We start from the raw sequence: 17,695 nt of genomic DNA on the forward strand, positions 1-17,695 counted from the left end.
CAGAGGTGTAATCATGGTGGTTTTTTTCGTGTTTTTTGGTAATAAGAGGGGGAAAAATTATGAGCGATTCAATTACTATTAAAATCAATGGCTTGGATTATAAAGCAAAAACTGGATCGACAATCTTGGAAGTTATCAATGAAAATAAGATAGCCCATCCACAGGTTTGTTATGTTCCTGAAGTGGACCCGATTCAAACATGCGATACGTGTATCGTGGAAGTGAATGGGAAACTTGTTAGATCATGCTCGACAAAAGTCGATAGCAGCATGGATATCTCATTGGATTCAACAAGTGCAAAAGCAGCACAAAATGAAGCGATGGATCGTCTTCTTGAGAATCACCTATTATATTGCACAGTTTGTGACAATAATAACGGCAACTGTAAACTGCACAACACTGTAGAATTAATGGAAATCCCGCACCAAGACTTTACGCCTAAAACTACACCGGATTTGGCTGTGGACATGTCCCATCCATTCTACCGCTATGATGCGAACCAATGTATCGCTTGCGGACAATGCGTAGAGGTTTGTCAAAATCTACAGGTTAATGAAACGCTATCCATCGATTGGGAAGCAGAACGTCCACGTGTTATTTGGGATGAAGGAACTGAAATCAATAATTCATCATGTGTGGGTTGCGGACAATGTGTAACTATCTGTCCATGTAATGCGTTAATGGAGAAATCCATGCTTGGAGAGGCTGGCTTCATGACAGCCATGAAAGAAGATATTATGGAACCAATGATCGACCTAGTTAAAGATGTCGAGCCTGATTTCAGCGTAATTTTCCCTGTTTCTGATATAGAAGCAGCTATGCGTGATACACGTACGAAGAAAACGAAAACGGTTTGTACGTTCTGTGGTGTCGGCTGTTCATTCGAAGTTTGGACAAAAGGGCGCAAAATCCTTAAAGTTCAACCTACGCATGAAGGACCAGTTAATGCGATTTCCACTTGCGTTAAAGGGAAATTTGGTTGGGATTTCGTAAACTCTGAAAAACGTATCACTAAACCATTGATCCGTAAAAATGGTAGATTCGTTGAATCAAGCTGGGATGAAGCCCTTGACTTGGTTGCATCAAGACTTGGTTCAATCAAACAACAATACGGTGGCAATTCCGTAGGATTCATTTCTTCATCTAAAATCACGAATGAAGAAAACTATGTGATTCAGAAATTAGCACGTCAAATGTTCGAAACAAATAACGTCGACAACTGTTCTCGTTATTGTCAATCTCCTGCGACAGACGGATTATTCCGCACAGTCGGTATGGGTGGAGATGCTGGTACGATTAAAGATATCGCTGCAGCAGGACTTGTCATCATCGTCGGTGCAAATCCAGCCGAAGGACATCCTGTTCTAGCCACACGCGTAAAACGTGCACATAAGCTACACGGACAAAAACTGATCGTTGCCGATGTACGTAAAAACGAAATGGCTGAGCGTTCTGACATCCATATCAGTCCAAAACAAGGTACTGACCAAGTTTGGTTGATGGCCGTTACTAAATATATGATCGACCAAGGCTGGCATGATCAAGAATTCATCGATGAAAATGTTCACTTCTTTGACGATTATAAAGAGATACTAGAAAAATATACCCTTGATTATGCAGAGTTAAACACAGGAATTTCAAAAGAAACATTGATCCAAATTGCAGAAGCGATTCGCGATGCAGATGGTACTTGTATTCTTTGGGGAATGGGTGTTACACAAAACACTGGTGCTTCCGATACGTCGGCTGCTATCTCTAACCTTCTATTGGCTACAGGTAACTACCGTCGTCCAGGGGCTGGAGCTTATCCGCTTCGTGGCCATAATAACGTTCAAGGTGCTTGTGATATGGGAACTCTACCGAACTTCCTACCAGGATACCAACGTGTTACGGATGATGTTGCCCGTGCTAAATTCGAAGAAGCATATGGTGTCAAAATTGACAACAAACCAGGTATGCACAATATTGAAATGCTGGAAGCCATTGAAAAAGGCGACATGAAAGCGATGTACCTTGTCGGTGAAGATATGGCACTTGTTGATTCTGATGCAAACCATGTTGATAAAGTATTATCAAGCTTAGACTTCTTTGTTGTTCAAGATATCTTCCTTTCTAGAACAGCCCAATATGCAGACGTAGTATTACCGGGAGCTCCTTCTCTTGAAAAGGATGGAACATTCACGAATACAGAGCGCCGTGTCCAACGTCTATATAAAGCACTTCCTACTTTGGGAGATTCTAGAGCGGACTGGGAAATCACCCAAGAAATCGCTAACCGCTTAGGTGCAAATTGGAATTACACTCATCCTAGTGACATCTATGATGAAATGGCAAGCCTGTCACCTATTTTCAGCCAAGCCAATTACGAAGTACTTGAAGGCTGGAACAGCTTCCTATGGGGAAGTCATGATGGATCAAGCACACCGCTTCTTTATACGGATGGCTTCAACTTCCCTGATAAAAAAGCTCGCTTTGCCATAGCTGACTGGGTAGAACCACATAAATTCCCTGAAGAATTCGATCTTCATATCAATAATGGACGTATGCTTGAACATTTCCATGAAGGAAATATGACGAACAAATCAAACGGAATTCAATCTAAAGTTCCTGACATTTTCGTTGAAGTTTCTCCGGAGTTAGCCAAGGAACGTCAAGTGAGTGATGGCGGATTAGTTCGATTGGTATCACCATATGGTGCCGTCAAATTAAGAGTGCTTATTACAGACCGAGTGAAGAAAAATGAACTATTCCTTCCGATGAATTCAGTCGACAAGGATTCAGCCATCAACTTCCTGACTGGTCCTATATATGATCAACGTACAAGTACACCTGCTTATAAACAAACAAAGGTACGTATGGAAGTGCTTAAAGAAAGCGGAGAAATTCCATTGCCGGGATCTAACCCACGTAATAAAAAACGTCATCCTCAAAATGGTGTTGAGGTTCAACGTAAGTGGGCACGTCCGGGTTATGTACACTTAACTGATAAATAATAAGGAGGGTAAAGATCATGGCAGCTCCTATCACGGAAATCCATAATCCTATAACAGAGGAAGATATCAAGTTACAGAAAATCGAAGAACTAAAAATGCTAGTCACCGATAATGAAGAGGTGTTAAACAGTCTGTTTAACATCCTCGGTGAGCTGAACGACTCTGGCGTGCTTGATGCCGCCACTTCTATGCTTAGAGGAAAAGAACAAATAGCAAAAGTCGCTCTTGGACAAGTAACCAGAGAACCCGTAACCAACTTAATCAATACGCTTATGGGTGCAACTGGAGCCTTGATGAAGGCTGATACCGACCAAGTGACAAAGCTTCTTAGCAGCGCACTTGCCGGCATCGATGAAGGTAGCAAATTCATTGAGACCGATAAAAAAATCGGTGTGATGAGTTTAGTAAAAGTATTGAACGACCCCGACATTAATCGAGCAATTGGTTTCGGCGTCCATTTCTTAAAAGGAATGGGTAAAGAACTAAAATAGTAACAATAATTTAAACAGACTATCCCCAAGTCGAATGTAAACAATAAATAGAATGAAGGCTTAGAAGAGGCATCAGCCTCTTTTGAGTCTTTTTTAAAATAATAACTATAAAGGACGGATGAAATGCTAACAAAAGAAAACGTCATAGATGCCTTAAAACACGTTCAAGATCCGGAATTGAATAGAAGTATCGTTGAACTGAATATGGTTCGAAACATTAAAATCATGGAGGGACATGTTTCACTAGAAGTAGTCCTTACCATTCAAGGATGTCCACTAAAAGCTAAGATTCAAGATGATATCGAGAGCTCTTTAAGAAAAATCGGTGCTTTAAGTGTATCCTTGAAATTTGGTTCAATGACCAAAGAAGAACGGGAAACATTGACGAAAGTATTAAAAGGCAATGCGACGACCGAAACCGGTATGCCAAAGATGCTTGCTCCTGATTCAGGCGTGAAGTTCATTGCCATCACAAGTGGTAAAGGCGGCGTCGGTAAATCTACCGTGACAATCAATCTTGCGGTTGCACTAGCACGTCTAGGCAAGCGCGTCGGTATTCTGGATGCTGACATTTACGGATTCAGCGTTCCTGCAATGATGGGCATCACCCAAAAGCCGACGATGATCGACCAAACTGTCATCCCGGTTGAGAGCCATGGTGTGAAAGTCATGTCGATGGGCTTCTTTGCAGCCGATGATAACCCTGTAATGTGGCGCGGACCAATGCTGAACAAGTGGATCAAAAACTTCCTTGTGAACACGCACTGGGGAGAATTAGATTACATGTTGCTTGACTTACCTCCTGGTACAGGTGACGTAGCGATTGATGTCGCTGCCATGATTCCACAAGGTAAAGAAATCATCGTAACTACACCACATAATGTCGCCTCTTTTGTTGCGTCAAGAGCAGGTGCAATGGCCAAGCATACGAAACACGAAATCGTCGGTATAATCGAAAACATGGCTTACTTTGAAGAACAAGATGGATCGAAGAACTACCTGTTCGGAAAAGGCGGCGGAGAAATGCTTGCGAAACGTCTTGGAACAGAAGTGATCGCGACCATCCCATTCTCGAACCGTAAAGAAAACAACGACGCCAACGTTTTTGATGAAGAATCCTACATTGGTGAAACTTTCGCATCATTAGCGGAAGACTTAGTTAATCAATCCTAATAGGTAGAGGCTGGCTCAATTGGAGTCAGCCTCTTTTTCATCTTCACAAACAAGATTTTATCCTCTGAAGTGACCCTTTTATCTTCGTAATGGCGTAATATATATCGATTTATCGATACTAAAAAAATCATGAATGGGAAACAAGACTCGATCACCGGGAGCGAGGATCAGGATGTCCATATTGATCTGGTCTAGTTCTCAAACCAGAAAATAGTCTACAATTACCCACCCTCCAGTCGCGACTCAATGGCACCCTACCCAAGAATAAAATTTGTCCTCAAGAAGATTCTAGAGCGACTACAAGTGTATTTTGGTGGCAGTGTGAACATGGGCTTCAAAAGAAAGCTAGTGTTGCAAACGGCCTAGAAGAAGTGATCGTTGTCCCTATTGTAGTAGGAAAATAGCAACAGAGGAAATTGTTTACAAAATAAACGACCAGACTTGGCAAAGGAATGGAGTTATAGCAAGAATGGTTCACTGATCCCAAATGATTCACATTAATGTCTATTAGACTAGCAATAAACTCGTTGAACTTATCCTTAAGTATTTCATAACTACGCTCGCTATTTGCTCCTCTGAATTGTTCTGGTACACTGTCAGCATCATTTCGGATTGCTAGCAATGCATTAGGAAGAGAACTAGCAGTTTCATTAAATCTAAGGACTTCAAGTACCTGCTCTTTCATTCGTTGTTGTTTGCCTTTCTTTCATTTCCTTTATCCGCTTTATTTTGTCCTTTTTTAATCATAAAAATCCCTCCTATGACAACAGTATGTTTTTTTCATACTGCCTACACAGAAGGGATAATATCATTTTCTGTCACTGCAGGTCTTGGGTAGATTAACTGGATTAAGGCAACATTATTAAATCCATCAACCAATTATATATATCTAATGTTTTTAAGTATTAAAAATGTCCTCACTTAAAGATTTGTAACCCTTTAGCTTTTGCTCTTTAAGGATTAGTTCAGTCTGTGACACGACCGTCTAAAATACCATCTTTGCAAGTTTTGCTTTCAACTTCTCCCGAGAGTCTGTTGGGATGTCCAATGTGATAGTGTAGCCGTCATTATAGGTGATGGTAACGGTCTTGATGAATTGCGGCTCCTCTTGATGCACCACTCCAGCTTCAACTGCTCCCACTTCTTCCAATCCTTCGTCTAGTTTGCTCACCGTTTCAGGTTCTGCTTCCCGTATCATTTCATTTGTCTCCTGTTTGACTTCCGTACTTTCGAATTCCTCATCAACATTGAAACCGGAGGTTTCTTCCTTTCCACTAATCATAAATGTTTCCGTTATCGCTGAATCCCCATTGGAAAACCGTTGATAGTATTCTTGATAAACATTGATATAATTAGATAAATACTTGCGATAGGTGCTTATGATTTCATCGACCTTAGAATGTAGCTTCCATTCTTCTCTTTTTCTAAAATCATCAATCGTGTCTTCACTTCGGATTCTTTGATACAGGGTCATCATAGATTTGAGATCTCTCGAATAATACAGCTCGCGGCTCTGATTATTAATTTTACCTACAATCTCCTGCAACTTAGTATCCTGGTATGGGAAATCAATCTCACTTTGGAAGACTTTATTAACATTTGCTTTATATTGTCTTAATGCATTTTCATCTGGGCCGAGTATACTAATACTACTAAAATTTCGTTGAAATGCTTTTAATTCATTTTCAAGTTTGTTAGAAACCGATACTAATTTACTTTTAATAGTATTAAACTTATTCTGTTTGTCTATTTCTCCAGCCCCCGGCCTAGGTAATTTCTGCTCAATCTCCATCATCAAATTCTCATCTATAGGAAACAATCTCTTAATCTCGTTTCGTAAGGTGTTGATGTAATTGTCAATTTTCTCCAGGATGTATTCGATGCTGTGAGGGTTATCATGAATTCTTTGTTTGTTTTCTTCTAGAAATTTAGCCGCATCTCTTCGTAATTTTTGAAAATCCACTTTATCACCTACATTATCCAAATAATGATGTTTTGCTTCTTTGATTTTGCTTTTTCTAAAAAGAACATGACATTCTTCACAGACTCGGTTGCAGGTAGATTCATTAAGGTGATTAGAACGTCCTCAATTTTCTCCCTCGAAATAAAATTTGACTGTAAATATCCCTTTATTTCTTCATTCTTCACTTCTTGAATCGCATCCGAAAGTTCCTCTATCTTATCCGGCGTTAAAAACCCAAGAATTGTCCCATTCTCGAGCAGGCGATCTTGAATCTCTCCTTTTAAAGCCTCTTTTTGCTTTTGGATCGCTGTTTTTTCTTCAGCATCAATCGATTTATTAAACATTTCTCTTGTCAGTTGGCTGTATTTCCTGATGTCCTTTTCTAACCCGTCGTATTTTTCCTGATTTACACCATAATAGGTTTGTCTCATAATCGTTCACCTCTCCTTACAGACGAAGACTGTTGAATAATCCGACACTTATTTCAGATGCCGTTACGTCGGTCACATAAATATAACTGCCTTTTTCGGCTAGTTTCTTTTCAAAATCGGCGCGAACCCCTGGACTGAGGTCTAAATAATCCTTCGTCACAACGACCAAGGAGTTGCCCTCATGCCCTTCCACCTGTTTTAAGATATGACCCATTTCATTACGAATATATTCAGGCGACCCGCATTTCGCTTCAATATAAAGGTCCTCAGCCTTTTTAATCTCCAATCTCCCAATCATCATATCCTCTTGTGCATCGCGGAGGATTACATCCGGCTTCGTTTCGCCCCATTCCGTTGAAACAATTTGCTGCTTATCCTCGACTTTTTCAAATTTTTCCTGGAGACTGTCCTTTAATTCATGCTCAAAAATCGTCCCTTTATACCGTTCAAGATTTTCAGACACCCGCTGAAAGTTCAGGTCAGAGGAATCATTTTGCAATGATACCTCAGCCTTTGATAATACCTGATTGATTTTCTCATTCTCATTGCGGATTTCACCGATATAATCAGAATCACCGAACTCGGCATTTTTCCCCTTCAAGCCGATATCGTCGGACATATATTGATCAACTTCAATGACCTCTTGCAGTTCTTGGTCAGGCTTTATGTCAGTCAAGATGTAACCATCCAGAAGACCTTCATCAAACGGGATTTCCTTGACTGGCTCGAGCTTGCCAACTTCCGCCGTCTCTACTGTTTCCATTGTACCTTTTAAAGCCTCAATCATCGTCGCAATTTCAAACAGTGTAGTCATCCCCTAACTTTTGTTGGTTCATTGCAATCAACACGTATTCCTTTTTATGGACCTGATAATCCTTTGAAAGAAGGTCGAGACAAGCCTCGATATATCTCCCAATAAAGATTAGTTTGTTAACTTGTTTCTTTATCTTTTCATTCGTTTTAACTAACCGCGTCAAAGCCTCTTTAATGAAAGAAAATACAAACTCCTCAACATCGATATTCATATCAAACCCTGCCTGAATCGATAAACGGATGATTTTTTCCTTCGTCGCTTGATACTCATCCTGCAAGCCGATTAAGTTTTCCTTCAATAAGAAACGGTAGAATCCTTTAACTTCTCCCTCCAACTCCGGATAACCAAGCAGGTTTTGCATAATAATCTCCGTTAACGGATGCATTTTTTTCGAATATTCCAGCTGCAGATTGAAAGCTTGACTAAAGCGGTGAACATCCACATCGCTATAGAATGGAATATGTTCCTTTCCGTGAAGAATCTGCAAATGTGCCGGTGCACTCATACCGTCAGTAAAAAGAAGTGCCGCACCATTAGTTAACTTACTGATAAAATCAACTTTTTCATCGGTCAAGCCCAGTGAATTCGATACATATTCACAATCATCCCTTGAAACAATGCGGTGAATGATTTTCGTATTAGTATTTTTTAATACGTCAGGAGCAAGCTTCGTTGGCACCTGATCAACAATAATCATCCCCTCGCCATATGCACGAATTTCCGAGAGAATATGACTTAAGCTTTCTACGGCTTTTCCTTTGATGTTCACATCTTCCTGTCCACCCTGCTGATTAACATTGGCGAAGATTCGGTGGGCCTCTTCAAAGACAAGTAAATGCTTCAATTCTCCTGAAAAATTGCTCTCCTTCGCCTTCAAGTATTCATAAATAAAAATCGAAATCAGCCCAATAATCAGTGATTTTTCATCATCATCGGCGATTGCTTCCAGCTCCAAGACGGTTGGATATTGAAGAAGCTCACCAATATCAATCGTCTCTACGGTGTTAAGCATGAAGCCTTTTCCACCAATCATTAAGCTTTTTATCCGTGTTAACAAGGCAGCACGAATGTTCTGCATCTGCTCCTGAGCATAGCCCAGTTCCTTCGTATAGCTGTCAATCTCGTAATAAAGGTCTTCAATTGTCGGAAAGTATTTTTCAGAAGCAAGGCCGTCTCCCTGATAAATATTCCTTGAAGTTGATAGGCTCCAGCCTTTTTTCATATAAACATTTGTTAAGCATTGCTCCAAAATATTCGGCATCGACGCATACATTGTAAATGAAGCATTAAAAATCACTTTCAAATTATCGATATGCTGCTGGATGTTGACGTTGGGCGGAAAATAGAAAGGATTGATTCGAAATGGCGAAACCTCTTCATTTCCGAGGGTATAGATCCGTAAGTCAGGAATAATTTTTCTCAGCCCACGGTACTCCTTCTTTGTCGGTTCAATGATTAAAAATGGTACATCAATATTTTTAAGCAAATTAAAAATTGTATTTGTTTTACCGCTGCCGGTAATCCCTGCTACCAACAGGTGCTTCACAAGCTGGTTCAGCTGTAAATGATACAGCGACGGTGTTTTCTTGTCGCCATCATAAATATTGCCAAGCGGAATCCCTTTGGAATAAGGAAGGTTTTGGCTAAACCTCGGCGTTAACGAAAACTCATAACCCTTATACTCCTCTTTCGGGACATCAAACACATAGGAGAGCTCCTCCCCTGTTAAAAAGCTAAAGCCGCGTGATTCTTCATCAAAAAGATCGAGAGAGTGACCGACGGCATCCCTTTCGAACCAGACTGCCGGCTCATAAACATTCCTCAATGGAAACACTTGATAAGGCTCGACCGCTTCAGAACTATAGCTCGATTTATAGACATCACAAACCTCAGCAAGCATGCTACGGTTCTTTGTAAAAATAGAAATCGACGTTTTCCATAATCCGGAGGACAATGCCTGCACCAGCCGTTCCGTATACTTTTCTAATAATTGATCGAGCTCCAATGCCCGATGGTCCGCTTTTTCAATACTTTTCGTTACTGTCTCAGTCCGGCCCTTAGAATCAGTATAGGTACTTGTTGAACCTTCACTTCGCGAGTTGCCGGTATTGAATAAAAGCAAACCTCCGCCATTATTGCTTCCATCCGTCATCGTCTGCCCGGAATTGGTGGACGACGTATCCGAGTCAGCGACGCTTTCCTGATGTGTATTTTTCAACAGAGCAGAATTGCTGGACCTGCATTCTGCAATTTTATCTAATTGTTGAACGATGGATACTTTTTTGATTGGCTTCACGACAACCTCCAGCATCACATCCTTGCCGCGGATATAGCGGATAAATGGCTCAATATAGGTAAAGATTTTCGTATCATTTTTTGCCGGAATTCCCGTAATCAGGGCCTGAGATTGGTAGAGGTTCTGGTCCTCCTGGTCATGGACCTCATAGAAATTAACCGCCTGAAAAAATGAACCAAATCTCTCTGCAAGCGACTGACCATACTTCCGCTTTGCTCCGATATACACAGAAACGGATTGGTCAGCACCGCCGCTTTTTATCCGAAAAATAATCGGAGAAAGACTATTCGTTAACGATAAAAGAAAACGGCGAATGCTATCATTCACAAACGTTTGAATTTCCTCTTTTTCATTTTCATCGGAAATTGAGATCTTATTGATGCGGAAAAACTGATAGTCAGCCCTGTTAACGAGATTGCTGCTAAAGCGGTCTTCGTTGATACTCTTAGATATTCTTTTTATTTGAACAATGTCTTCAATCATGATAGCTGAAATCCACTTCCTCTTTTAGACTTGTCTAACAGCGGCTTCTAATTGCTTACAGTATTGGCTGAAAAGACTCTTGATTGTTGTCTTCCTTGCTTGAATAACCGTTTCGAGTTTCGCTGGACTCATTTTTTCGAACATCTGCTTCGGCTCGGTGGAAACAGGAACAGCTTGTTGGTTTGGAATACCATTGGAGCCCGCTCCTTTCCCAAGAAACGAACCAATCGCCGCGCCTCCAAATCCACCGATAAAAAGAACAGGAAAGCTTTTTTCAATAATTAAGCCAACCCCTAAACCGACGACCGCACCGATTGCTGTTCCGATGTTAACAATTGCTTGAGACTGTTTTTTGGGAGTAGCAGCAATATTCGTTTCTGTTGATACCGTCACGATTTCCAGGCAGTCCTGTTTCGCAACTCTAAACTCCGGAATTCTCAAATCCTGATGAATCTTGTCTAACATAAACAAGGTATGCTGTTTAGCTGCATCATCTAAACTCTTAAAATCAGGCGATTGAACAAGTTCATTCTCGATTTCTTCTTTAATCGCAAATTTATAGTTAAATAGTTTAGTAGTTTCGAGATTGAATTGTTTCACTAATGTCTGATAATCTCTAACCGCACTTCCATCTTTAAGCAACTTTTTATAATAATTGTCTAAATAATTATTGATAGACTGGGCTTTGTTCGTGAAGTTCACTCTCAAACGCCTCCTTTGAAAATTGTAAGGCTTTCTCTTCAAAGCGCTGGCTGATGACTTTCATATTAGAAATTTTTTGCTTCTTCTGACTGATAGACGTTAGCTTTTCATCCTCATTCTTATACATTTCCTTCTTCAATTCCTTGAGGACATTTTCTTTAACCTTTATGACATTGATAATGATATTTGACGATTCCGTTTTTATATCCTCAACAATCTTTTGTGACATATCAAAAATTGGTTTCGCAATTTCAACTTGGCTCTCTAGCACCTTATCTTGCATCACTGCAGTCAAATCATCGATTATTTGATCAAGCTCACGCTTAAAGCGATATAGATCAAATCTTTCTTCATACTCTTCATAGCCAAACAAACCTTTAAACCAGTTCACAAACCCTTCTTTTTTCACGTCGTATATGGAAGAATTATAGGCTCCTTGAACCTTTTCCTGACAGTCCTTAGCAATACCGACAATAATGTCAGAGAATTCGCGTTCAATTTTATTTATTGTCGAACCAACTAAGTTATCGACATTCATATTACTGATCGTATCCATTTTTATACCAAGGTTTTTTAATTCTGCTTCCTCTAACTTCTCTGTAACGATATCCAACTGCTCCTGAATATCACTGATTAATGAGGAGATTTCTTTTTTTACAAAAATGAATGATGTGCGGACTAATTCCTTAATTTTTAACACGAGAAATTCCTCGGCATCGAGAATTACCTCTTTTACAACGTCTTCACCGCTATCGCGGGTAATTCCTTTTTTGGCTTTTGACCATTTTTTAAAAATTTCCCTATCTATATCCTTACCAACATCGACTAGGTTCCCACCTACTTCATCATAAATTTCATCGTCTAAGCCACGGCCAGAAGTGCCACCAACAATTTTCTTACTAATAATCGTCTTTACGTTAAATAAAGTTTCTTCCTTTAACAATTCGATTTCCTCTTGAAGTGCTTCAATCTTCTTGATATAAGCGGTTTTATCCTCAGTGATCATCTTTTCTACTTCTCTAATTTCAAATTTCATCTTGTTGATGGTGCCGGAAAGTACAGTTCTAATGCTCGACATAACGTCAGTTATTAAGTATTGATTTTTACTTTGGAGGTACTCACCGAGTGACTTCTCTAATTCATTAATTTTACTAAACGCGATAATATCGGTAGCATTTTCTTCCGTTATTTGGCGGCCAGCTATCGTATATTCCGGATCAAGCGGATCCGGAATTTTAATTTTTCGATCCTTCTGAACTTCAGTAATATCAATATCCTTTGTATGTAGCTGCTTGCCCTTCATTCCAAAATAAGCAGAAACCTCGTGGATATTCGGTTTCATAATAATGCCGGAAAGAACCTGCCTCAATTCGTGGCGAGCCTTCGTGATATCCTCTGGATCAAAGACATCTATTTTATTGATAACAAAGAAAATATGGCGGCCATCTTCCTCTAAGCTGGAAGTCTTAGCTGAATTCACGTATTTCCGTATTTTTTCGGTAAAATGCTCCTCGCCAACACTGTCAGGGTCAATCATAAAAATAACAGCGTTCACTTGGGGAATAATGTTATTAGTAATCGCTTCATGCTTCTCATGTCTCGAAAACAGCCCGGGGGTGTCAATGATTTCAACATTGTCACGGCAGATATCTAACGGACAATACACAACAACTTCCTTGATTTTTTCTTCATTTGTTTCATCTCGGACCGTTGTAATCTTCTTAAGAATTTCTTTACATGTCGTATAAGTAAGCGGACTTCCGAAATCATCAGTATCAAACATTTCGACTTTATTTTTCTCAAAATAAGTAACTTCGACCTTGATTTGATCCGAGTAACTGATTTTTGTAATGACCGAAGTTTCCGCACGAATATCCATACTTAACAGGTCTTTACCAATGATAGAATTAATAAAAGTCGATTTTCCTGCGCTGAATGGAGCAACAAGCGCTATCTTAAAATTACCTTTTTCAAGGCGGTCTATTTCTTGGTTTAGGGATGAGTTTTCCAGTATGGTGCGATCTATATTCTTCGATTTGTCTAGCTCATTAGTAAAGTTTAAAAGGAATTTTTTTGTTTCTTTAAATCTCTCTAACATTCATTTCACTCCCAATGTTGTAGTAAACGGTCAAAACCCGATTGTTTTAATAATAGCTTCGGTAGAGTGGTTTTGCTTTTTCCCTTGGATATTGGAAAATTAAACGAATCAACTAAAACAATCGCAGGATTTTCAATGATCTCAAAGATCTGCATGTCCTCTCGTTTTAATTGAAGGCATTGCTTATAATAAAAAGCAGAAATATAATAGACCGGATCGCTTGTTATGCTCTTAATCTTCTTTTGGATATCCATTTGCAGCTCCTGCTGGCTCTTGTGATAAAACATGAATTCATCCAGTTTATTTACAACAATAACTTTTTCGATATCGACATACTTCGAACAAATGCTTTCAAGATAAAGAAGGTTGTCTTGAATCTCTAAATCTACGACAAGAATCATTCCCTCATAGTATTGAGCCAAATCAGTTACTTCAGGAATCTTGTCAATAAAATAGAAGGATTCTCCTAAAGATTCTTGAAGCAGCACGCTGACGATACTCTTCCCCGTCTTTTCCTGACCAAGTACGAGCCAGTTTTTCTTCGTGATATCAATCCCTGCTGCTTGGATGCCTACGGACAAACTGGCAACCAACTGATAAAGCTGGTCAATCTTGCTCAATGACTTCAATTGCTCGAGATTTTCCTCTATAATTTGCCGGCCGGTCAGAAACTCACCGTCTGCCGCAGGAATCATAATATCTCTATTTTGTCGGATGCCCTCAAGGTTAATCTCCCCGCTCTCATATTGCCTGTGGAGTGCCGCATAATAGGAGGAAACCGTGAGTATCGTAGGGTTCGGTATCAGATGTTTAATTGAATCCTTTAGTTCGAGAATTACTTTATAGGACTCTTGCTCGTCCAGGCGATATAGATCATCAATTGCTAGAAGTATCGTTTTACTACTTCTACGAACTCTAAGTACTTCGTCAATCGCTTGAATAAAGAACTTGTTGCCAACCTGGCTTGGAGTAAGCAGAAAAAATACCATATCATAGTTTGGTAGAGACTGAATATCGCAATCTTCTTCTAAAACTGCCTTTTTATATTGAAGCCGTGGTCTCAGTTGCTGAAGGGACTCCAGTTGCCGCCGATTTTCTACGATCCAGATTGAGTTTGTTTGGGGCATAATGTTCACCTCTTTCCCTTATGAATTGTTCAAGCCTTTCAATTTGACTAAATGTCACAAGTGATTCGGCATGGTGTTTTTCAATTCCGCGCCCCATAATAATCTCATCATCCTCAATGATAAAAAGACCTCGATTCCTGCGGATCTCATGAAGATCCATCTTTTCATTCCCCAGCAGCTTTCCATAAAGAGCAAAATAGCCGGATATAAAAAATAAATCTTCGTCGACATAATTAGAATCCAAATCCTTCAAAACGATTTTCATCTCCTTCATAATAACCCCATAGTCATCACTGTATAGATCGAGTTTAGACAGAACAAAACCGTATTTTTTATCAGTTTCTTTCATTTGTTCTAGAAATTCTTTAATTTGACTAGAAAAATTAACCTCGCCAATATGCGTAGGACTAAATATGAAAAGAATCAAATCGCTCATTCGGAACGCTTCCAATGCAATTTGGTTATGATCCGAATGCCGAGAATTTAACCCAGGCGCATCAATAATCGTGATCCCTGGCAGATGCGGCAGATGATGATGGATTTGCACCTCCGAAGGTGTTTCCTTACTTCTTACACCAGTAAGATCCTGCAGTTTCCTTCTTAATTCGGGCAGGTCCTCGTACGGCTCCATAACGATCCGGGTATTGTCGTACTTCACAAAAAGCCGGTTTGAATCGGCACTGACGACCTTAGTAATAATAGCCGTCTCAGCGCGGATATCCATATTTAGCATTTTTTCGCCGAGAAGTCCGTTAATCAACGTCGATTTTCCAAAGGAAAACGGACTTATAAAGGTAACATTGAAATTCCCATCGTAGAGCTGATAATGCGCTTGCACCACTTGGTCAATATTATTGTAAGACCGCCGATAAATCTCAAGCAGCCGTTGAATCGATGGTATGCGTTGGTCCAGCTCTTCCCTGACAGAGAAGACATTTGTTGAACCATCGACCACCTTTAGGTCGACCGTTGTTTTCCCTTTTTGAAAAAGCTGTTTAAAATATAAAGGCAGCCTTACACGAATGATTTGATTTAATTTGGGATACATTCGTCCCGGGAGATGGCAAGTGTTGATGATTTCGTTAGTTAATGTACTCGCGAACACAGTAGCAAACTGATATTCCAAATCCATCGGCAGTTTTCTGGTTGTTTCCGCTTGCTGACCGACGATGCTCACGGAAGCTGTTGGGTAGACTTCCTTTAACGCCTTCTCAAAACGCTTGAATACGGGATGCAAGTGAATCGTACTTACATCCTCTTTCAGTGAATGTTTTAGTTCATTAAAGAAAGCCTCGATTTTTGCCTGGTCTTTCTCTATAAAAAAATTAAAGATATATTCCGGAAATAAATTGATCGCTTTTTCTATCTTATCTCCAATTATCGTTTTGTGGTTGTGGTGATAAAAATAAGGAGATATCGATTCAAAGATTTCCTGTCTTGCTAGCGTAATCTCATGTTTAGAAATAGTTATTTTCATTTGCCTGGCTCCCTACAAGAAATAGCCTAATAAAATAGCAATAAACGTAGTTATATACCATTTCTTCTGGAACTTCTTAAGGCTTTGATTCTCCTCATTCAGCTTTTTTACTTGACCTTTATTGAGACTAATAATCGTTTTCTTCAAATCGCTAAGGTTCCTTAACAGCTTTTCTTGGTTGGTAAAACCCACTTCTATCTCAGTAAATAGATTTTTCTGGATTTCTAAGATGAGTTCCTTTTGCTCACGGGCCTGTTTAGCTAATGCATTTTGCAAAGCTTGAAATTGCTGATCCTGACGTTGCTGTTGTTTTTCAAGATCCTTTTGAATCACATCATAGGAGAACTTCGTCGTTTCCCTCAACTCTTCATTATCCTTGCTGATTCTCTGTAACGATTTATTCGTGAGTTCACTGATTTCCTTGTTTAGGTCGTTCTCCAGATTTTGTAATTGTTTCGTAAGTTCTGTTTTTGCTTGGTTGATGTTTTTCTCTGTCTCTTTATCCAACAAGTCAATTCTAACAAGAACCTCCTGCGAAACCTTTTTGGTTTCCTTTGCTGTATCTTGAGCATCAAGCATATTGGAATTTAAGAGAATATTTGTTTCATGAATCCTACTTAAGACATCCTCTGTTGCTGTTACCATCTTTAAAACCCCTTTTACATAAAAAAATCAATTAAAATTAATGGAACGACTAAAGTTATCGAAAACTGCCGCATTTTCTTGAGTATCTGAATCTTTTGTATCAGCTGAAACCCTGAAATTCCGAGCTTTAAAAGACAGAAAAACTTGTTATAACATGGGAGTCCAAATATATTAATTTTAATAGATTGAGTTTATTTCTCGTTATTACAAAAGGAAATATTTTTTACGTATTTCTAGTGTTACTATCGGCAAAAACCATTTTTAGATTAGCGAATAACCTAAAAAAACAACCACAACTTTTAGCTGTTCTTAGTGAACTGACTTTATGAATGACAAAAAGACCACCATTTTCGGTCCGTGGCATATCCCTGTTCCGAAAGAAGAAGAAATCACTAGAGAACGATTGAGGTTGCTACGGGTTCCTAACAAAGGTTTAATTCTGTTCAATCTTGAATATTATTCTTTACGTGTAAGGACCGACCTCGTACTTCTAAGTGTGAAAGCTTCGTGCTAATATAGCGAACCCCTATGGTCACTCCCTTCTACAATATAAAAAGTATTTAGGGTAAAAGTTTGCTGACGGTACCTAGTCTTATTATTTATTTTATTGTTGAAAAAGAAGAGCCCCAGGGTAGTCACTTTGCTACCTCTGGGGCTTTGTATATGAAACCTTTCTTATGGGAGATCTGCTGGTTGCTTTTTTGTTTTAAAAACCACTCCAGATAAAGAGAACTTATTATAAGAGGATAATTTTATGGAAATCGAATTAGACATACCAGTAGGTGTAGAGGAAGGAATCAATCAAAGGATTTGTTGTGAGCTCTTAAACAAGCAATACAGCAATTTCAAGAACAACTTAATACTAATGAATGGATGACACTAAAAAAAGGAGTTCAATATGCGGGAGTAAGCATTAATACTTTTAAAAAGTTTTTTCTGGAAGGCCTAAAAGTAAGCAAACCCAGCTCTTCCTCCATTCAATTGGTTTCTCGTACTGAGATA

General features: G+C 39.4%; 13 protein-coding genes. 4 read left to right on the forward strand and 9 right to left on the reverse strand.

Annotated elements, in window-relative coordinates:
• Positions 1–59 precede the first annotated feature (59 nt).
• From fdhF to ACIQXR_RS04630, 3 genes are all read left to right on the forward strand, one after another.
• Positions 60–2,993, forward strand: a complete 2,934-nt coding sequence (gene fdhF, locus ACIQXR_RS04620) for a formate dehydrogenase subunit alpha (protein WP_402870815.1) — start codon at positions 60–62, stop codon at positions 2,991–2,993.
• 17 nt (positions 2,994–3,010) lie between these two features.
• Entirely contained in the window at positions 3,011–3,484 is a 474-nt protein-coding gene (locus ACIQXR_RS04625; protein WP_402870812.1) for a helical membrane plugin domain-containing protein, read from the forward strand.
• Between the two features lie 123 nt (positions 3,485–3,607).
• Complete coding sequence (locus ACIQXR_RS04630) at positions 3,608–4,657, forward strand: Mrp/NBP35 family ATP-binding protein (protein ID WP_402870809.1); 1,050 nt, start codon at positions 3,608–3,610, stop codon at positions 4,655–4,657.
• A gap of 985 nt (positions 4,658–5,642) precedes the next feature.
• On the opposite strand, the gene ACIQXR_RS04635 is transcribed toward ACIQXR_RS04630, so the two are convergent.
• From ACIQXR_RS04635 to ACIQXR_RS04675, 9 genes are read right to left on the reverse strand one after another with little or no spacing between them, the layout of a single operon-like run.
• Positions 5,643–6,620 (reverse strand): hypothetical protein, encoded by a 978-nt coding sequence (locus tag ACIQXR_RS04635; RefSeq protein ID WP_403079525.1) that lies wholly within the window; start codon positions 6,618–6,620, stop codon positions 5,643–5,645.
• Positions 6,621–6,628: 8 nt separating this feature from the next.
• Entirely contained in the window at positions 6,629–7,051 is a 423-nt protein-coding gene (locus ACIQXR_RS04640; RefSeq protein ID WP_402870802.1) for a hypothetical protein, read from the reverse strand.
• Positions 7,052–7,067: 16 nt separating this feature from the next.
• Entirely contained in the window at positions 7,068–7,865 is a 798-nt protein-coding gene (locus tag ACIQXR_RS04645) for a hypothetical protein (RefSeq protein ID WP_402870800.1), read from the reverse strand.
• Complete coding sequence (locus ACIQXR_RS04650) at positions 7,849–10,644, reverse strand: ATP-binding protein (RefSeq protein WP_402870798.1); 2,796 nt, start codon at positions 10,642–10,644, stop codon at positions 7,849–7,851. Before ACIQXR_RS04650 ends, ACIQXR_RS04645 begins: the two co-directional genes overlap by 17 nt.
• 24 nt (positions 10,645–10,668) lie before the next feature.
• Positions 10,669–11,346: a hypothetical protein gene (locus tag ACIQXR_RS04655; RefSeq protein WP_402870796.1), complete on the reverse strand. Its 678-nt coding sequence runs from the start codon at positions 11,344–11,346 to the stop codon at positions 10,669–10,671.
• Positions 11,312–13,444 (reverse strand): dynamin family protein, encoded by a 2,133-nt coding sequence (locus ACIQXR_RS04660; protein ID WP_403079527.1) that lies wholly within the window; start codon positions 13,442–13,444, stop codon positions 11,312–11,314. The genes ACIQXR_RS04655 and ACIQXR_RS04660 overlap by 35 nt, the downstream gene beginning before the upstream one ends.
• A gap of 5 nt (positions 13,445–13,449) precedes the next feature.
• Positions 13,450–14,571 (reverse strand): hypothetical protein, encoded by a 1,122-nt coding sequence (locus ACIQXR_RS04665; RefSeq protein WP_402870791.1) that lies wholly within the window; start codon positions 14,569–14,571, stop codon positions 13,450–13,452.
• A complete protein-coding gene (locus ACIQXR_RS04670) occupies positions 14,486–16,048 on the reverse strand; it encodes a dynamin family protein (RefSeq protein ID WP_403079528.1) in 1,563 nt (520 codons plus the stop codon). The genes ACIQXR_RS04665 and ACIQXR_RS04670 overlap by 86 nt, the downstream gene beginning before the upstream one ends.
• A gap of 12 nt (positions 16,049–16,060) precedes the next feature.
• Positions 16,061–16,693 (reverse strand): hypothetical protein, encoded by a 633-nt coding sequence (locus ACIQXR_RS04675; RefSeq protein WP_402870785.1) that lies wholly within the window; start codon positions 16,691–16,693, stop codon positions 16,061–16,063.
• Positions 16,694–17,447: 754 nt separating this feature from the next.
• Here ACIQXR_RS04675 and ACIQXR_RS04680 point away from each other — a divergent pair.
• Positions 17,448–17,570: a hypothetical protein gene (locus ACIQXR_RS04680; protein WP_402870783.1), complete on the forward strand. Its 123-nt coding sequence runs from the start codon at positions 17,448–17,450 to the stop codon at positions 17,568–17,570.
• Positions 17,571–17,695 lie beyond the last annotated feature (125 nt).

The organism is Peribacillus sp. NPDC097224 (assembly GCF_044761985.1).
Taxonomy (GTDB): domain Bacteria; phylum Bacillota; class Bacilli; order Bacillales; family DSM-1321; genus Peribacillus.